The sequence below is a fragment of the Agromyces archimandritae genome (assembly GCF_018024495.1).
Classification (GTDB): Bacteria; Actinomycetota; Actinomycetes; order Actinomycetales; family Microbacteriaceae; genus Agromyces; species Agromyces archimandritae.
In genome coordinates, this window is record NZ_CP071696.1 from 1,452,887 (window position 1) to 1,470,470 (window position 17,584).

General features: G+C 72.5%; 17 protein-coding genes. 2 read left to right on the forward strand and 15 right to left on the reverse strand.

All coding sequences use genetic code 11. The features are described 5' to 3' along the window. The first annotated feature begins 106 nt into the window (after positions 1–106). A complete protein-coding gene (locus G127AT_RS06560; RefSeq protein ID WP_210901225.1) occupies positions 107–847 on the forward strand; it encodes a sulfite exporter TauE/SafE family protein in 741 nt (246 codons plus the stop codon). A gap of 408 nt (positions 848–1,255) precedes the next feature. Here the strand turns inward: G127AT_RS06560 and G127AT_RS06565 are convergent, their stop codons facing one another. Then, positions 1,256–1,891 (reverse strand): GNAT family N-acetyltransferase, encoded by a 636-nt coding sequence (locus G127AT_RS06565; protein WP_210901227.1) that lies wholly within the window; start codon positions 1,889–1,891, stop codon positions 1,256–1,258. A 147-nt stretch (positions 1,892–2,038) separates the two neighbouring features. Here G127AT_RS06565 and G127AT_RS06570 point away from each other — a divergent pair, with 147 nt between their 5' ends. Beyond that, positions 2,039–2,257, forward strand: coding sequence for an Rv0909 family putative TA system antitoxin (locus G127AT_RS06570; RefSeq protein WP_210901229.1), 219 nt, complete (start codon positions 2,039–2,041; stop codon positions 2,255–2,257). A 105-nt stretch (positions 2,258–2,362) separates the two neighbouring features. On the opposite strand, the gene G127AT_RS06575 is transcribed toward G127AT_RS06570, so the two are convergent. From G127AT_RS06575 to G127AT_RS06640, 14 genes are all read right to left on the reverse strand, one after another. After that, positions 2,363–3,595, reverse strand: coding sequence for a M24 family metallopeptidase (locus G127AT_RS06575; RefSeq protein WP_210901231.1), 1,233 nt, complete (start codon positions 3,593–3,595; stop codon positions 2,363–2,365). A 157-nt stretch (positions 3,596–3,752) separates the two neighbouring features. Next, positions 3,753–5,060 (reverse strand): M20/M25/M40 family metallo-hydrolase, encoded by a 1,308-nt coding sequence (locus tag G127AT_RS06580; RefSeq protein ID WP_210901233.1) that lies wholly within the window; start codon positions 5,058–5,060, stop codon positions 3,753–3,755. 2 nt (positions 5,061–5,062) lie between these two features. Further along, entirely contained in the window at positions 5,063–6,349 is a 1,287-nt protein-coding gene (locus tag G127AT_RS06585; protein ID WP_210901235.1) for an adenylosuccinate synthase, read from the reverse strand. 1 nt (position 6,350) lies between these two features. Next, a complete protein-coding gene (locus G127AT_RS06590; protein ID WP_244857789.1) occupies positions 6,351–6,959 on the reverse strand; it encodes a DUF3151 family protein in 609 nt (202 codons plus the stop codon). Positions 6,960–7,216: 257 nt separating this feature from the next. Continuing rightward, on the reverse strand, positions 7,217–8,305 hold the full coding sequence (locus G127AT_RS06595; RefSeq protein WP_210901239.1) for an NAD(P)-dependent oxidoreductase: 1,089 nt from the start codon (positions 8,303–8,305) through the stop codon (positions 7,217–7,219). Then, entirely contained in the window at positions 8,305–9,243 is a 939-nt protein-coding gene (locus tag G127AT_RS06600) for a cyclase family protein (protein WP_244857791.1), read from the reverse strand. The genes G127AT_RS06595 and G127AT_RS06600 overlap by 1 nt, the downstream gene beginning before the upstream one ends. Then, positions 9,240–10,424: a substrate-binding domain-containing protein gene (locus G127AT_RS06605; RefSeq protein ID WP_210901241.1), complete on the reverse strand. Its 1,185-nt coding sequence runs from the start codon at positions 10,422–10,424 to the stop codon at positions 9,240–9,242. Before G127AT_RS06605 ends, G127AT_RS06600 begins: the two co-directional genes overlap by 4 nt. After that, complete coding sequence (locus G127AT_RS06610) at positions 10,421–11,572, reverse strand: ABC transporter permease (RefSeq protein ID WP_210901243.1); 1,152 nt, start codon at positions 11,570–11,572, stop codon at positions 10,421–10,423. The genes G127AT_RS06605 and G127AT_RS06610 overlap by 4 nt, the downstream gene beginning before the upstream one ends. A 25-nt stretch (positions 11,573–11,597) precedes the next feature. Continuing rightward, positions 11,598–13,133, reverse strand: coding sequence for a sugar ABC transporter ATP-binding protein (locus G127AT_RS06615; protein ID WP_210901245.1), 1,536 nt, complete (start codon positions 13,131–13,133; stop codon positions 11,598–11,600). Further along, entirely contained in the window at positions 13,130–14,203 is a 1,074-nt protein-coding gene (locus G127AT_RS06620) for an L-idonate 5-dehydrogenase (protein ID WP_210901247.1), read from the reverse strand. Before G127AT_RS06620 ends, G127AT_RS06615 begins: the two co-directional genes overlap by 4 nt. After that, positions 14,193–14,960: an SDR family oxidoreductase gene (locus G127AT_RS06625; protein ID WP_210901890.1), complete on the reverse strand. Its 768-nt coding sequence runs from the start codon at positions 14,958–14,960 to the stop codon at positions 14,193–14,195. The genes G127AT_RS06620 and G127AT_RS06625 overlap by 11 nt, the downstream gene beginning before the upstream one ends. Further along, complete coding sequence (locus tag G127AT_RS06630; RefSeq protein WP_244857792.1) at positions 14,960–15,517, reverse strand: gluconokinase; 558 nt, start codon at positions 15,515–15,517, stop codon at positions 14,960–14,962. The genes G127AT_RS06625 and G127AT_RS06630 overlap by 1 nt, the downstream gene beginning before the upstream one ends. 98 nt (positions 15,518–15,615) lie before the next feature. Further along, positions 15,616–16,485, reverse strand: a complete 870-nt coding sequence (locus G127AT_RS06635) for an IclR family transcriptional regulator (RefSeq protein ID WP_210901249.1) — start codon at positions 16,483–16,485, stop codon at positions 15,616–15,618. 17 nt (positions 16,486–16,502) lie between these two features. After that, positions 16,503–17,555: a D-2-hydroxyacid dehydrogenase gene (locus tag G127AT_RS06640; RefSeq protein WP_244857794.1), complete on the reverse strand. Its 1,053-nt coding sequence runs from the start codon at positions 17,553–17,555 to the stop codon at positions 16,503–16,505. Between the last annotated feature and the right edge of the window lie 29 nt (positions 17,556–17,584).

Sequence of the window (17,584 nt, forward strand, 5' to 3'; positions counted from 1 at the left end):
CGCACTTGCGGCGGCGGATCCACCCCGACCCTATCGGCACAGCCGACGCCGAAGGAAGGCCCGCCCCCGATTCGGGCCGCGCCGTGAACTGGCCTAAGGTGTACCGGTGCTCCCCCTGCTGTCCGTCGCGATTCTCGCCGGCGCCTTCGCGCAGCGGATCACGGGGATGGGGTTCGCCCTCGTCGTGTCGCCGTTCCTCGTGGTGCTGCTCGGCCCGTTCGACGGCGTGCTCGTCGTGAACGCATGCGCCGTGCTGTCGTCGCTCATCATCCTGCCGCGCGTCTGGCGCGACGTGGAATGGGGCCGTCTCGTGCGCCTCGCCGTGCCGGCCGTCGTCGGCACCGCGACGGGCGCGTGGGTCGCCGCGCATGTGCCGGGGCCGGCGATGCAGATCGGCATCGGCGCCCTCGTCGTCATCGCGCTCACCTCGACGCTCTTCGCGATGCGCACGGCCGAACCGGTGACGGGTGCGGCGCCGGCGATCGCCGCCGGCCTCGCCTCGGGGTTCATGAATGCGACCGCCGGGGTCGGCGGCCCGGCCGTCAGCGTGTACGCGGTCGCGAGCCGGTGGCCGCAGCTCGGCTTCGCGGCGACCCTGCAGCCGTACTTCATCATCGTCAGCGGGTCTTCGCTCATCGCGAAGTTCGCAGCGACCGGCTGGGCGCTGCCCGAGCTCGATCCGGTCGCGTGGCCGTTCATCCTCGTGGCGATGCTCATCGGCATCGGCATCGGCGAACTGCTGCAGCGGCGCATCAGCCCGCGCATCGCACGCATCTCGGTCATCGCGATCGCCTATCTCGGCGGCATCGCGGCCCTCGTCGACGGCCTGCTCGCCGTCCTCTCCTGATCCGCTTCCCCGCTTTCCCCGCTTTCCCCGCTTTCCCCGCTTTCCCCGAGTGGATGCCGCGGCGCGCCGCCGCGCGTGGGCCCCTCTCCGCGCACCCCTCTCCGCGCACCCCTCTTCCGCGCACCCCTCTCCTCCGCGCACCCCCTGCTCCTCCGCGCACCCCTTCCCCTCCGCGCGCATTCCCTCCGCGCACCCCTTCCCCTCCGCGCGCATTCCCTCCGCGCACACTCCCTCCGCGCGCACCCCCTCACGCTTCCGGGGGTCATATCCCGCCACTTTCTGCCGGGATTCCGCGTATTCGTGGCGGGAAATGACCCCCGGAACGAGATACGAGCGCGCTCAGCGCGCGAGATGCGAGCGCGCGAGATGCGATCGCGCGAGATGCGAGCGCGCGAGAGCGAGCGCGCGCTACCCGAGTGCGACGGGCCGATCGCCCCAGGCGGCCAGGCGCGCGTCGAGGCCGGCGCGCACCGCGGGCCATTCTTCGGAGAGCACGGAGTAGATCGCGGTGTCGCGCCACGAGCCGTCCGGGCGGCGCCGCTCGTGGCGGATCACGCCCTCGAACCGGGCGCCGAGCTTCGCGATCGCCGCCCGGGAACGCTCGTTGATCGAGTCGGCCTGGATCTTCACCCGTTCGAAGCCGTGATCGAAGGCGGCCCCGAGCAGGAGCAGTTTCGTCTCGGCGTTCACGACGGTGCCCCAGACGCGCGGATCGTAGGCGGTCCAGCCGATGTGGGCACCCTCGTTCGCGAGGTCGAAGTCGCCGAGGGTGCTGGTGCCGACGAGCGCACCGTCATCCGGGCCGCCGACGAGGCGGATCCCCCACGAGGTGCCGGTCTCGTCGTCGCGGTAGTACCCGCTCGCGAAGCGCCGGAACCCGTCGAGGTCGGCCGGCAGCCCCGACGGCCCGCCGCCGTATCCGCCGGCGAACACCTCGGGTCGGCCGATCGCCGTCCAGAGTTCGGGCAGCTCGTCGGCGGTGAGCGGGGCGAGGCGGACGCGGGTGCCGGCGAGCGCGCGCACGGCGGGGCGGGTGGCGGTCATCCGTCGATTCTCGCAGGCACGCGTGCGGCCCCGGTCCGCCCGCGTCCCGGCGGTGCCGTGCGACCCGAACGGGGTTCCCGGCATGCGCCGCCCGGCTTACGATGAGCGAAACGGCCGAGATTCGGCCGACGAGGGGGCGTGGGGGCTATGGGTGCTCTTGACGATGCGACGAAGAAGGCTCAGGACTTCGTCGAGGAGAACAAGGACAAGGTGCAGGACGCGCTGAAGAGCGAGCAGGCCGAAGACATCAGCGACAAGATCATGGACGGCGTCGCCGGCGCGGCCAAGAAGGTCACGGGCGGCAAGTTCGACGAGCAGATCGACGACGCCCGCGAGAACGTCGACAAGCACATCGGCAACGAGTAGCGGCGCGCGGCGTGCGGGGCTGCGACCCGGCATCCACCGGTGGATGCCCCGGCGCGCGGCCCCGCACCCGCACGCCCGCCGGGCGCACGCGCGCGCCGACGAACCCTAGACCGCGCGCAACCCGCCCGAGCCGGCGGGGCGCCGGATGAGTTCGCGCGGTGCGTCGGTGAACAGCTCGGCGCCGTGCTCGGCGACGCGCAGCGATTCGCTGAACTCGCAGCCGATGCCGTCGAGCCACATGCCGGCGATCACGTGGAAGGTCATGTTGGGCCGCAGCACCGTGTCGTCGCCGCGGCGGATGCTGACGGTGCGCTCGCCCCAGTCGGGCGGGAAGCCGATGCCGATCGAGTAGCCGAGGCGCGACTCCTTGGCGAGGCCGTGGCGTTCGAGGAAGCGCCAGTACACTTCGGCGACGTCGCCGGAGGTGCGGCCGGGTGCGATCGCCTCGATCGTGCGGGTGAGGCCCTCCGCGGTGATCGCGGCGAGCTCTTCGACGGCCGCCGGCACCCGGCCGACGGCGACGGTGCGCGCGAGCGGCGCGTGGTAGCGGCGGTGCACGCCGGCGAGTTCGACGGTGACCGATTCGCCCTCGACGAAACGTCTGGCCGACCAGGTCAGGTGCGGGGTGTCGGCGGCTTCGCCGGTCGCCAGCAGCGGCATGATCGCCGGGTAGTCGCCGTCGGCGCCGTCGACCCCGCTCGCCTGCGCGTGCGCGATCGCGGCGGCGGCTTCGTGCTGCGGCACGCCGGCGGCGATGGCGTCGGCGGCGACCCGCATCGCGTTCGAGGCGATCAGGCCGGCTTTGCGCATGAGGGCGATCTCGGCATCCGACTTCACGACCCGCTGCCAGTTGACGAGGCCGCGGTCGCCGGTGAGGTTCCACTCGGGCAGGCCGCCCTGCAACGCGTGGTACGAGCGCACCGAGAAGTGGTCGGCGTCGGTGTCGATGCCGACGGTGCCGCCCGCCAGCCGCGCCGCCCAGCCGCGCCGCCGCAGTTCGTCGGCGACCCAGTCGAAGGGGTGCAGTTCGGGGCGGTGCACCGCCCATTCGGGGTAGCCGACGATCTCCTCGCGGTCGAGTTCGGCGGTGCGGTGGGCGCCGTGCGCGTCCATGCCGCGCAGGACGAGCAGGGTGGATGCGTCGTCGGCGGCGATGAGCATCGCCTGCGGCACGTAGAACGACCAGGCGTTGTACCCGGTGAGGTAGTAGAGGTTCGCCGGGTCGGTGACGATGAGGGCGGCGAGCCCGCGTGCGGCGGCTTCGGCGGCGGCGCGGCGGCGGCGCTCACGGTATTCGGTGGGCTCGGCGGCCTCGCCCGGATCGGTGATGGTGGTCACGTGCACCCCCTTCCGGCCGGCGGTCCGGCATCCGCTCACGGTAGGCGATGCATGTTTCGCCGCCGTTGCGGCCATTCTCACCCCGAAAAGCCCGGTGCGCGATGCCCCGTTGCTGCGAATCCGCCGTGCACGGCGGCCGGCGGCGGGCGGCGACGGTTCACAGCGCGCGGATGAACTCGCGCAGCACCGCCTCGCCGAAGACGAGGGCGTCGAGCGGCACCCGCTCGTCGACGCCGTGGAACATCGCCGGGAAGTCGTAGCCGGCCGGCAGCAGCATCGGCACGAATCCGTAGCCGCGGATGCCGAGGCCCGCGAGCATCGCATTGTCGGTGCCGGCCGGCAGCAGGTACGGCACGACGGCCGCGTCGGGCCGGTGGGCGCGGATGGCGGCCCGCATCGCATCCACGACGGGGCCGGTCGCGGGCGCTTCGACGGCGGGCGCCTCGTCGGCGATCTCGACGTCGACGTCGGGGCCGGCGAGTTCCCGGATGCGGGCGAGGGCGGCATCCCGGCCCCCGGGCACGAAGCGCACGTCGACGATGGCGGATGCCGTGGCGGGCACCACATTGGCGTTCGCCCCGGCATCCACGATCGTCGCGTTGGCGACGTTCGCGAGACCCGGCGCGATGAACGCGGCCGCGGGCCCGGCGAGCCCGATGAGGTCGAGCGGATCGGCCGGTGCCGCCTCGCCGAGCACCTCGCGGAGGCCCGCGTCGAGGGCGCGGCTCGTGGCCGATCCGGTGAGCGGCCAGTCTTCGTCGGCGATCCTGGCGAGGGCCCGCGCGAGCCGGTGCACGGGGTTGTCGGGGTTCCGTTGCGAGGCGTGCGAGGCCCGGCCGCGGGCGGTGAGCCGGAGCCACAGGATGCCCTTCTCCCCCGTCTGCAGGAAGAAGACGGGCCGGCCGGCGAGCTCGGCCGAGAAGCCGCCGACCTCGCTGACGGCGGTGTCGGCGCCGGCGAAGGCGTCGGGATGCGCCTCGGCGAGCCAGCGGGCGCCGACGCGCGAGTTGTCCTCCTCGTCGGCGAGGAACGCGAGGATCACGTCGCGTCGCGGCACGAAGCCGGCGGCGGCGAGGGTGCGGACGGCGGTCACGATCATCGCGACCATGTTCTTCATGTCGACGGCGCCGCGGCCCCACAGCATCCCGTCGCGGATCACCCCGCCGAAGGGGTCGACGCTCCAGCCGGCCGGGTCGGCGGGCACGACGTCGAGGTGACCGTGCAGCACGATGGCCGGCAGGGACGGATCGGTGCCGGCCCAGCGGGCGATGAGGTTCGTGCGGCCGGGTTCGCGTTCGTAACGGCGGCAATGGATGCCCGCTTCGGCGAGAAGCGCCTCGATGCGGTCGGCGGCGGCCCGCTCGCCTTCGGCGTCGCCGCCGCCGCGGTTCGTCGTGTCGATGCGGATGAGTTCGGCCGTGAGCCGGCAGACCTCCTCATCGCCGGTGGCAGCGCCCACTGACATGCTCAGTCGAGGAGGTCGTGCACCTGCACGATCTCGTCACGGCCGGGGCCGACGCCGATCGCCGAGATGCGCGAGCCCGAGATCGCCTCGAGCTCGCGCACGTACGCCCGGGCGTTGGCGGGCAGATCCTCGAGCGTGCGGGCCCCCGAGATGTCTTCGCTCCAGCCGGGGAACTCCTCGTAGATCGGCACGGCGTGGTGGAAGTCGGACTGCGAGACGGGCACCTCGTCGACGCGCTGCCCGTCGACGTCGTAGGCGACGCAGACGGGGATGCGTTCGAGGCCGGTGAGCACGTCGAGCTTGGTGAGCACGAAGTCGGTGACGCCGTTGACGCGGGCCGCGTAGCGGGCGATCGGCGCGTCGTACCAGCCGGTGCGGCGCAGACGCCCGGTGGTCGTGCCGTACTCGTGGCCGCGTTCGGCGAGCCAGGTGCCCCATTCGTCGAAGAGCTCGGTCGGGAACGGCCCGGCGCCCACGCGCGTCGTGTACGCCTTGACGACGGCGATGACCCGGTCGATGCGCCCGGGGGCGATGCCGGAGCCGGTGATCGCCCCGCCGCTCGTCGCGTTCGAGGAGGTCACGAACGGGTAGGTGCCGTGGTCGACGTCGAGCATCGTCGCCTGCCCGCCCTCGAACAGCACGGTCTCGCCGGCCTCGAGGGCGCGGTGCAGCAGCAGGCCCGTGTCGCTGACCATGGGCCGAAGCCGCTCGACGTGCGCGAGCAGTTCGTCGACGATCTCGTCGACGCTGAACGCACGCCGGTTGTAGACCTTCACGAGCAGGTGGTTCTTCTGGTCGAGGGCGCCCTCGACCTTCTGCCGCAGGATGTTCTCGTCGAAGAGGTCCTGCATGCGGATGCCGACGCGGTTGATCTTGTCGGCGTAGGCGGGGCCGATGCCGCGGCCGGTCGTGCCGATCTGCCGCTTGCCGAGGAAACGCTCGGTGACCTTGTCGAGGGTGCGGTGGTACTGCGTGATGACGTGCGCGTTCGCCGAGACCTGCAGCCGCGACACGTCGATGCCGCGCGAGGCGAGGGCCTCGAGCTCCTCGAACAGCACGTCGATGTCGACGACGACGCCGTTGGCGATGACGGGCGTGACGCCCGGGGTGAGGATGCCGGATGGCAGCAGGTGCAGGGCGTACTTCTCGTCGCCGATGACGACGGTGTGGCCGGCGTTGTTGCCGCCGTTGAACTTGACGACGTAGTCGAGGCGCGAGGCGAGCAGGTCGGTTGCCTTGCCCTTGCCTTCGTCGCCCCACTGCGCACCGATCAGGACGGCTGCGGGCATGTCAGTCCTCTCGTGCCGCGTCGGCCGCGGCTGGCTCTGCGTCCCCGGCGGGGTCGCGGTCGGGTTCGGGGGTTTCGGGGCCCTCCGCCTCGGGCGCGGGCGCGTCGGCGGGCGTGGATGCCTCGGGTGTGGATGCCGGGACGACGACCGCCTCGGCGGGGCGCACGACGGTGAGCACCTGGGTCGGGGTGAACTCGCTGGCGATGCGCGCCTGCGCGACCCCGTCGGCGGCGGCGAGCTCGGCCTCGAGGCGCTCGGCACGGCCCGTCAGGCCGAGGGCGCCGGCGGCGCGGCGCTGCGTGTCGAGCGCTCGGAGGTATGCCCGGTTGGCCTCCTCGGACCAGGGCACCCCGTCGCCCGGCCGCCAGCCGGCTTCGGCGAGCTGTTCGCGGGATCGCTCGGCGGCGACGCTGGCGAAGGCGTAGGCCTCGAGGGTGCGGCCTTCGGAGTCGGCGAGATCGGCGAGTTCGGTCCAGGCGAGCGGCGAATCGGGGTGGTGCGCGACGACTCCGGGGATGGATGCGCGGTCGACCTCGGCGAGCGCCTGCCGCACTTCGGGTTCGTCTGGGAGTGACGCCTCGGTCTCGGGAGATGATTCGTCTGCGGTCACACTCGATCTTATCCCGGGCTCTTCGACGCCCCGCGTTCGGGGGTCACGCGGGGACATGCCGCCCGGCGGTATGCCCGGGTGCGCGGCCCCGACGCCGCGCACCCGAGTGGGCCGTCGCGCGGCCCCCACCGCGCAACGGCCCGGCGCCCGCATGGAGGTTGGGCGCTCCGCCCGCGCATCTGCCGTTGACGGCGTCCGCGGTGCTGTCGGGCGGGGTCTTTCGAGGCCGTCTTCCGGCGGCCTCTATGGAGATTTCCTCATGACGCCAGGTTCTGCGCAACACCCCATTCCGGGGGCCTCCGTGCCGCGAGGCGCGCGTTCCACGCGGGCGACGAGGCGAACGCGCGGTCGACGGTGAAGCGCGGCGTACGGCCCGCGAGCGCATCGAGCACGGCCCGCACGGCACTGCGCCCGTTGCCGAGCGACATCTCGTCGGTCCAGGCTGCCGAGTGCGGGCTGAGCAGCACCCGCTCCTGGGCGACGAGCGGGCTCCGCATCGGCAACGGCTCCGTCTCGAACACGTCGAGCGCCGCAGCACGGATCGAGCCCGACGCCAGTGCGGCCGCGAGCGCAGCCTCGTCGACGATGGGGCCGCGGGCGACGTTGACGAGGGTCGCGCCGGCTTTCATGGCTGCGAGGAATCCGGCGTCGACGAGGTGCCGGGTCTCCTCGGTGAGCAGCGCCATGACGACGACCGCGTCGGAGCGGCGTGCGAGGTCACCCGGGCTCACGAGCTCGGCGCCGGCTGCGGCGGCCCGCTCGGGCGGGCAGTACGGGTCGGAGGCGAGCAAGGTGACCTTGAACGGCGCGAGGAGCCTGGCGAAGTCCGTCGCGGTGCTGCCGAAGCCGATGATGCCGACCGTTGCGCCGGTGAGGCCTCGGCCCATCCAGGCGGTACGGTCGCCCCAGGTGCCGCGCCGGACGAGCCGGTCCTTGGCGCCGAGGTTCAGCATCGCTCCGAGCAGCAGCGCGAGCGCCGCGGTCGCGACGGGGCGCTGTGCGCCGTCCGGAGTGATCGTCACCGCGATTCCGGCACGGCTGCAGGCCGCGACGTCGACGGCGTCGTAGCCGACGCCGAAGCGGGCGAGCACGAGCGGCGGGTTCGCGACGCCCGCGAGGCTGGCGGCGGTCACGGCCGGTTCGGCGAAGACGACCGCGGGACGCCCGTCGAGATCCGCCGGGCGCAGGCGTGTGACGTCCTGCTCCAGGTATTCCCAGGCGAGGCCGTGCTGCTCGAAGCCGTCGAGGCCGATGTCGCCCCAGACGTTCCGGCCGTCTGCACCGAGGAAGTCGCGCGAGACCCCGATGGGGCGGGTGAAACCCGGCGCGATCGTCGACCCGCTCATCAGAACACCGCGATCGGGTTGACGGGCGATCCGGTACCGGCGGGTACGTCGAGCGGCGCGACCGCGAACAGGAATTCGTAGCGACCGGTTTCCGAGGCGGTCAGGGCGAGCGCCTCCAGGTCGAGGTTGTCGAGCAAGGGCACTCCGAGGGCTGTGAGGGCGAGGATGTGGATCGGCGAGTGGATGCCGGGGGTCGGCGACGGTCGCACGTCGCTGTCGCCGTCCGAGCCGAGCAGCGCGATGCCCCGCTCGGCGAGGAGCGGCATGGCGCTCGTGTGGAAACCCGCGCTGAGCTCCGAGGAGTCCCACGGGCCGAGTTCGTCGCGCCGGCGCTTGTGGCCGGTGCGGAGCAGCACCGCGTCGGCCTCCCCGATGCGGATGCCGAGGCGCGCTTCGGCCTCGAGGATCTGTTCCGGGTACACGGCCTCGCCCGGCTCGAGCCAGGGCACCCCGAGCACGGCCGGCAGGTCGAGGAGCACGCCCCGGCCGACGAAGTGCCCGAGTTCGGCGACGGTTCCGAAGCGGGCGCCCGCGGCATCCACCGCGGCTGCGCTCGCCACGCCGCCGAAGAGCTCGCCGCGGTACGCGATGTGCGAGAGGGCATCGAGGTGGGTGACCGACTTGCCGTGGAAATCGACGGCGAGGAAGTCCTTGTTCGTCGCAGGCTCAGGTGCCTCCCGAACGCCGAGGTCGGTCATGTAGTGCAGCGCCGGGCGCCGGTTGTCGACCTCGGCCTCGGTGTTCCACGGCAGCGCCGTCGGCACGCTCCGGCCGGTGCGCACGAGTCCGGCCGCCGCCGCGGTCGTCGCCGGGGTGAGCCGGTTCCAGGCGCCTCGGCCGCGATCGTCCCAGGCATCCCAGGCCTTCAGGGAGTCGTAGAGCCGGTCGAACTCGGCGACCGTGACGGGCTCCGTCGGCCGGACCGTGCGCGAGGTCACTTGCCCCAGGCCTTCCGGTACACGTCGCGGTAGCCGCTGTCGGGGTCGTAGACGTCGCCGTCCGGCACGTTCGCGGCGGTCACGAGGGCCGGGGCCGCGGCGAAGCCGGAGTCGCCCTCGCCCGCGAGCGCGCGGTTGACCTCGTCGATCAGCTGCCAGCCCTGCAGCAGCAGGGGTTCGGCGACCGTCGCGGCCTGGTAGTCCACGTTGCGGATGCGCTGGAACTCGGCGGCATCGCCGTCGCCTGCCGCGACCGAGGCGGGCTCGCCCGCCGGGTCTTTGCCGGCCGCCCGGAGCGCCTCCTGGGCGCCGCCGAAGTAGTTGCCGTTGATCGCGAGCAGGTGGCTCAGGCCGTCGCCGTGCTCCTGCAGGAGGTTCGAGATGATACCGGGCATCCGCTGCCCGGCTTCGGCGATCGGCGAGTCCTGATACGACAGCACCGTGCAGCCCTCGCAGGCCTCGATGTACGCCTTCATCGCCTCGGCCTTCAGCACCGCGATGTCGTACTGGCCGTCGGTGAAGATCGCGACGCCCGCGGTGCCGCCGGACTCGGCGACGGCGTAGGCGCCGGCGAGCTGCGAGACCTGCAGCGGTTCGGTGGAGACGTTCGTGAAGAGCCCGTTGCCAGGGCCGGCGGCGGCTCCGGCGTGCCAGCCGATGACGGGGATGCCGGCATCGGTCGCCTGCGCGATCGAGCTCGCCTGCTCCGTCGGGTCGAAACCGCCGACGACGATCGCCGCCGGCCCGGCCGCGATCGCCTGGTCCATGGCGTCGGAGCGCCCCTGCGCGGTCGCCTTGCCGTCGTAGGAGTCGACGACCCAGCCGATGACGCCGGCGGCCTCGGCGACGCCCTCGGCGACGGTGTTGATGCCGCCGTTGGTGAGGTCGCTGCCGACGAAGGCGATGTGGGCGCCGGCCTGCTGCGCCGCAGGGCCTGCGGCAGGCGGGGTGAAGCCTTCCGAGGCGGTCAGGCTCGCCTCGACGAGCGCCTTCGAGAACTCGACGGCGTCGCCGCTCGGAAGGATCGACGAGAAGTCGGTGCCGGCCTCCTCGACGGCGGTCGGGCCGGCGTCGCCGACGGCGTCGCTCGTGCAGCCGGTGAGGGCGAGGGCGAGGGCCGCCGGGGCGGCGAGCGCGGCCAGGATCGTGCGGCGGCGCGGGGTGCGTGGTGCGGTGCTCATCGGTATTCCTTCCGGGTGGGATGCTGCGGTGCGGATGGTGCGGATGGTGCGGATGGTGCGTCGGGTGCGTCGGGTGCGGCGGCGGGCTTGCCGGGATCGGCCGACGATCCGGCATCCACCGGCACCTCGTCCGCCCTCGCGACCCGTCGTCGCGTCGCGAGCGAGGCGATGGTGATCGCCGCGACGAGGGTGAGCCCGTTGAACAGGGGCTCGAGGTAGAACTGGCCCGGCAGCAGCTGCTGGAGGCCCGAGATGCCGATCGCTGCGATGGCCACGCCGAGGATCGTGCCGAGCGCATTCACCCGCCCCGGGCGGATCGTCGTCGAGCCGAGGAACGCGGCTGCCAGCGCCGGAAGCAGGTATTCGGGGCCGATGTTGGCCTGGGCGACTCCCGCCTGTCGGGAAGCGAGGAGGATTCCGGCGACGCCGGTCAGCATGCCCGATGCGACCATGGCGCCCACGACGTAGCGGCGGCGCGGGATGCCGCTGAGGGCCGCCGCGGCGGGGTTCGCCCCGACCGCGTAGAGGTAGCGCCCGACGGGCAGGTAGTCGAGGACGAGCCAGAGCACGACGCCGATCGCCAGCGCGATGACGAAGGGGCCGGGGATCGGACCGAGCGACCAGCGCGAGATCGCGTCGAAGGCGCTCGCGCGCATCCCGCCGGAATCGGTGACCTGTCGGCCGCCCGTGTACCAATAGGTGACGGCGTAGATGACCTGGCCCGTCGCGAGCGTCGCGATGAATGCATCCACCTGGGCGAGTTCGACGAGCAGGGCGTTCAAGAGCCCGACCACGCCGCCGCCGACCAGTACGAGCAGGATGACGAGACGATAGTCGAGGCCCTGGATCTGCCACGACAGCGCCATCACCTGCCACAGGCCCACGCCGTACCCGATCGAGAGGTCCATCTTGCCGGCGATCATCGGAATCGTCACCGCGAGCGCGAGGATGAGCAGCACCGACTTGCTCGAGGCGAGCAGCTGGAAGTTCAGCAGCGACGCGAACGTGTCCGGCCGCAGCAGTGCGAACACGGCGAACAGTACGACCGTGAGCAGCACCATCCCGTAGTTGCTGGTCAGCTTCGACCAGAAGCTCGCCCCGGGGCCCGGTTCGAGAGCGGTCGATGCGACCGAGGTGTTCATGGTCATGGTGGGGCTCGATTCGGTTCGGGGTTCAGGCGGCGGTGCGGTCGAGGTCGGATGCGGCGGCGATGAGCCCGGGGATCGTGAGATCGGCGCCGGTGAGTTCGGCGACGATGCGGCCCCGGCCCATGACGATCGCGCGGTGGGCGATCTTGGCGACCTCCTCCATGTCGGTCGAGACGACGACGACGGCCGTGCCTGCGGCCGCGAGCTCGCCGAGCAGGCCGTAGATCTCGGCCTTCGCGCCGACGTCGACGCCCATCGTGGGCTCCTCGAGCACGACGGCTTCGCGACCTCGCCCGAAGCAGCGGGCGAGGATCACCTTCTGCTGGTTGCCGCCCGAGAGGGTGTCCAGCGAGAGCTCCGGGTCGGCGGGCCGCACGCCGAACGGGGCGAGCACGGCGTGGGCTTGGATCCGCTCGCGGCGCACCGTGCATGCCGACCATGCCCGACGCCCCCAGACCCTCGGATTGAGGAACAGGTTCTCGCGCACGGTCAGCCCGGCGGCGACGGACTCGGATTCGCGGTTGGAGGTCGCGAACGCGACGCCTGCGGAGACCGCGGCGGCCGGCGATGCCGGCGCGTACCGCGCCCCGTCGAGGATCATGCGCCCGCCGTCGAGGCGGGCGGCGCCGGCGATGGCTCGGCCGAGGAGCTCCTGGCCGGCCCCGCGGAGCCCGCAGACCGCGAGGATCTCGCCCCGGCGCACGTCGAGGCTCACGGGCGGGCCGCCGCCGACGCGCACACGACGCAGTTCGAGTCGCCGCTCCGCAGAAGGCGGGGCGAACGCGGGCGTCTCGGTGCTGCGGCCGACGATGAGTTCGACGAGTTCGCGCGGTGCGATCTCGGAGACGGCGCGGTCGGCGACGACGCGCCCGTTGCGCATGACGACGGCCCGACGCGCGATTTCGTAGATCTCGTCGAGCCTGTGGGAGACGTAGATCATGCCGACGCCCGTGTCTCGCAGGCGGCGCAGCACGCCGAAGAGCCGTTCGACGTCGGATGCGGGCAGCGAGGCGGTCGGCTCGTCGAGGACGAGCAGCTTCGGATCGCTCACGAGCCCGCGAGCGATCGCCAGCAGGCTGCGCTCGGTGCGCGGCAGATCGAACACGCGCGTCTCGGGGTCGATCCCGCCGCCGATGCTCTCCAGCACGCGGAGGGCCTGCGCGTTCATGCGTCGCCGGCTGATGAGGCCGAGCGCGTTGCGCGGGTAGCCGAGTCCCTGCGCGATGTTCTCGGCGACCGTCATCCACTCGACGAGCCCGAGGTTCTGGTGGATGAACGAGATCCGCTTGCGGGCGCCGCCGTCGAGTGCGGCGCCGGCGAGCAGCATCTCCCCGGCATCCGCCCGGTAGACGCCGGCGAGCATCTTGATGACGGTCGATTTGCCGGCGCCGTTCTCGCCCAGGAGAGCCACGATCTCCCCCTGGTGCACGTCGAAGTCGACATCGTCGACGGCCCTGGTCGCGTAGAAGGATTTCTCGAGGCCGCTCACGCGGAGCAGCGGCGGTTCGGACTCGCCGGGCGTGCGCGCGTACGAGTGCGGCGCGCGGGCGTCGCGGTTCATCGGGGCTCCTCCTCCACGGCGTCCTCACCGAAATCGAGGAGCACCTTGCCGCTGCGCGCCGCATCCGCCGCCACGCAGAACGCCGTGAGGGCGTTCGCCGCCGGAAAGACGTGCGACACGACCGATTCGGTCTGCAGCGAGCCGTCGGCGAGCGCCGCGAGGACCTCGTCGAGTTCGTCGTTGAAGCGGAAGGCGCCGACGAGCTCGAGTTCGCGCGTGATGGCGAGCGAGATCGGAACGGGCTGCTCGCCCGAGGGCAGGAGGCCCACCATGACGATGCGCCCGCCCCTCCGGGCTCCGCGGAGCGCCGCGCCGAGCCCGTGATGCGAACCCGAGGTCTCGAAGACGACATCGGCGGCGAGATCGGCGACGGCCGGATCCGCGGCGGCGAGGGTGCGATCGGCGCCCAGTCCGCGCGCGACGCGGAGGGGGCGTTCCGCGAGATCGGTGGCGATGATCACGGCCGCACCGGCCCGGCGCAGCACGGCCACGACGAGCGCCCCGATGGGGCCCGCACCGATCACGAGCACCCGCCGGCCGGCGACGCCGCCGGCCCGGGAGACCGCATGCCAGGCGACGGCGGCGGGCTCGGCGATCGCGGCGGTGCGCAGGGTGAGCCCGTCGGGGAGTTCCCGCAGCATGCGGGCGGGCAGCACGGCTTCGCGGCGGAAGGCGCCGTCGGTGTGCGGATGCCGGGCGGCGCTGCCGAGGTAGGTGCCGCCGGGTGCCAGGTTCGGCCGCTCGGCCGGGTACGGTTCGCCCGTATCGTGCGGGGTACCCGGGTGCACCGCGACGTTCGCACCCTCCGGCGGGCCGCTGCCGTCGGCGGCGGGCCGCACGACGGTCCCGACGATCTCATGGCCGAGGATCATGGGCTCGCGCAGCACGGAGTCGCCGGCGGCGCCGTGCTGCCAGTAGTGCAGGTCGCTGCCGCAGATGCCGCCGTAGGCGATGCGCACGACGGCTTCGTCGGGTGCCGGCGCCGGCGTGGCGATCGATTCGATGCGGAGGTCGCCGGCTGCGTGGGCGACGACCGCGAGCGAGGGGACGGTGCGGGGCTCAGACGACAACGGTCATCCCCCCGTCGACGAGGATGACCTGGCCGTTCACGTAGTCGGAGGCCGACGAGGCGAGCCAGACGGCCGGGCCGCCGAGGTCGGCCGGCGTCCCCCAGCGCCCCGCGGGGGTTCGCGCGCGCAGCCAGGCGTCGAAGTCGGGGTCGTCGACGAGGGCCTGGGTCATGTCGCTGTGGATGTATCCGGGGGCGAGCCCGTTGATCTGGATGCCGGCGGACGCCCATTCGGCGGTCATCGCACGGGTGAGGTTCCGCAATCCGCCCTTGGCCGCCGTGTACGCCCCGATCGAGGGGCGGCCGAGTTCGGATTGCACGGAGCAGATATTGATGATCTTGCCGCTGCCCCGGGCGACCATGCCGGCGGCGACCGCACGGCCGAGGATGAAGGCGCTCGTGAGGTCGATGCGGACGACGCGCTCCCAATCGGCGAGCTCGAGCTCGAGGAGGGGCACTCGGTGCTGCACGCCGGCGTTGTTGACGAGGACGTCGATCGGACCGACGCGGCCTTCGACGTCGGCGACTCCGTCTCGGACGGCGGACTCGTCGGTGACGTCGAAGGCGGCGGAGCGGATCCGATCGCCGAAGCGGCCGGCGAGCTCGCGTTCGGCGCCCGCGAGCCGATCCGGGTCGACCCCGTTGAGCACGACGGTCGCGCCTGCTTCGGCGAGGGCCGCGGCGAGCGCCTTGCCGATCCCGCGGCTGGATCCGGAGATGAGGGCGACCCGGCCGTCGAGGTCGAAGGGGCCGGCCATCATGCCGCTCCGTCGACGGCGCAGAGCGACTGCACGAGGAGCTCCGCGACGAACGGCGGCGTGTACGAGGCGACGTCGATGCGGATGCCGGGCTCGTCGTCCTCGAGCGGCTCGAGGATCTCGAGCTGCGAGTCGAGGAGCGACGGCGGCATGAAATGGCGCATGCGCCGGGCGAGTCGCGATGCGAGCACGTCGCGGTCGCTCTCCAGTTCGATGACGAAGAGATCGGGCACGTGGGATCGGAGGCGGTCCCGGTATTCCCGCTTCAGCGCCGAGCAGGCGACGATGACCCCGTCATCGGCCGCCGCGGCGACGCTGCCGACCTCGTCGAGCCATGGCGCCCGGTCGTCGTCGCCGAGCGGGATGCCGGCGGCCATCTTGGCGCGGTTGATTTCCGGATGAATTTCGTCGGCATCCACGAAGGGGAGGCCGAGGCGCGATGCGAGGATTCGACCGACCGTCGTCTTCCCGGCACCGGAGGCACCCATGATCACGATCGGCGCGATGCCCGACCATTCCTCGGCGTCCCGCCCCGCGCCGATCGCCACGTCGCCCACAGTGCCTCTCCTTCGACCACTTCCGAGTCGGCAGACGTTTCACCTGACCGAACGCCGTTCAGCATACGGAACAAATGGGCGACGTCAAATCACTCCCCTCATCGGAGGCACAGCGCCAGGACGACGACGCCCCCGCCGGGCGACCGGCGGGGGCGCGTGCGGGCGGCGGCCCGGCTCAGCCGGGGAAGGGCAGCATGGGATTCGTCAGGAGGTGCTGCAGCTGGCGCAGCTCGGCCACGATGGCTTCGCGCCACACCTCTCCGGCCCCCCTCGGTGATGAAGGAGCAGCCGATCGCGAGGGCCGGGGCGGCGGTCGTGCGCGGAGGGATGCGGACCGCGATCCCGGAGATGCCCGGGTGCACCTCGTTCTCGTCGACGGCGTAGCCCCGCTCGCGCACCTCGGCGAGCTTGCGCAAGAGCTCCACGACCGATGCCACGCTCTGCTCGGTACGTCGCGGCAGCGCCCCCGGCGTCCCGAAGCGCACCGCGATCTCCTCGGGCGGCAGAGCCGCGAGCAGGGCGTTCCCGACGGCGGTCGGGGCGGCCGGGAGGCGATCGCCGATATTGGCCGTGAGCCTCAGCGGCGCCGTGCCCTCGTGCCGGGCGAGATAGACGACGTCGGTGCCGTCGAGCATCGCGATCTGCGCCACCTCCTGCGAGAGCAGGGGTGCCGTGGAGCAGAACCGGTAGAACTCGCGCACCTCGTTGAACCCGTCGATGTACGCCCCGCCGAACTCGGCCGTGCGCGGCCCGAGCGTGTACCCCGTCTCGACGCGGCGGATGATCCGGGCATCCTCCAACGCGGCGCAGAGGTACGACGTCGACGACTTGGCGGCCCCGATCGCGCGTGCGATATCGCTCATCGGCACGGCGACGCCTCGGGCGTCGGCGAGCAGGTCGACGATGCGGATCGCCCTGGCGAGGGCCGGAACCTGGTCGCGGTTCTCACGGCTCTGCGTAGGGGGCACGTTCTCTCCGTCCGGGGTCAGTAGAACTCAAGGGTATCCACGAGGTTGCGCAGCCGCCGCCCGTCGAGCAGTCGGGTCGCATTGTCGGCGAAGAGCCCGGCGATGCGGAACTCCTCCCCGGGGTCGAGGGCCGCGGTGTGCGGGCTCACGAGCACGTTCGGGTGCTCCCACAGGGGGCTGCCGGCCGGCAGCGGCTCGGTCGCGAAGACGTCGAGCGCGGCGAAGCCGACCCAACCGTCGTCGAGGGCTTCGAGAAGCGCGCGCTCATCGACGACGGATCCGCGCCCGACGTTCACGAAGGTGAGCCCGGCCTGGATGCGCTCGAAGACCTCGGCGCCGATCAGCCCGGCGGTCCGCTCCGTGCCCGGCAGGGTCGACACGATCGCATCCACCCGCCCGACGACCTCGAGCAGGCGCTCCGGCGGCACCCACTCGGACAGTTCGAGGCCGGCCCGGAGGCGACGGCTCATCCCGATGACATTCGCGCCGAGCGCCGCGAGCATCCGCGCCACTTCGCTGCCGACGCCGCCGAGTCCGATGACGAGCACGGTCCAGTCGCCGAGCTGCGCCATCGGCCGCCGGTGAGCGGGCCAGACGTGCCTCCGCTGGTCGGCCTGGAGGCGGGGCAGCCGCTTGGCCGCGGCGAGGAGACCGAAGAGCGCGAACTCGGCGAGCGGTCTGCCGTGCACGCCGGCCGAGGTCGTGAATGCCACCCGTTCGAGTTGCGCCGAGCTGAGCCCCGCCGCCGCGATCTGGCTGCCGCCGCCGGCGGCCATGGTCTGCACCCAGCGCAGTTCGGGATTCGCGTCGACCGCACGCTTCAGCGCGGCCGGCGAAGCGTCGGGGATGCCGTAGAGCGCGTCGGCCCCGGCGAGGAGCCGTTCGAACCTCGATTGCTGCGCCGGCGAGCGGCGGTAGTCGGGGTCTCCGTGGAAGTCGGCGGGGAAGCGCATCGGAGGCAGGAGCTCGTCCTCGACGAGGAAGCGGATCCGCGGTTCGCGACGGAGCACCTCTCCACGGAGCTCGGCTGGCAGCGGAGTCGCCACACCGACGGTCAGTTCTGCGGGCATCGAAGCGGCTCCTCATCGCGACGGAATGG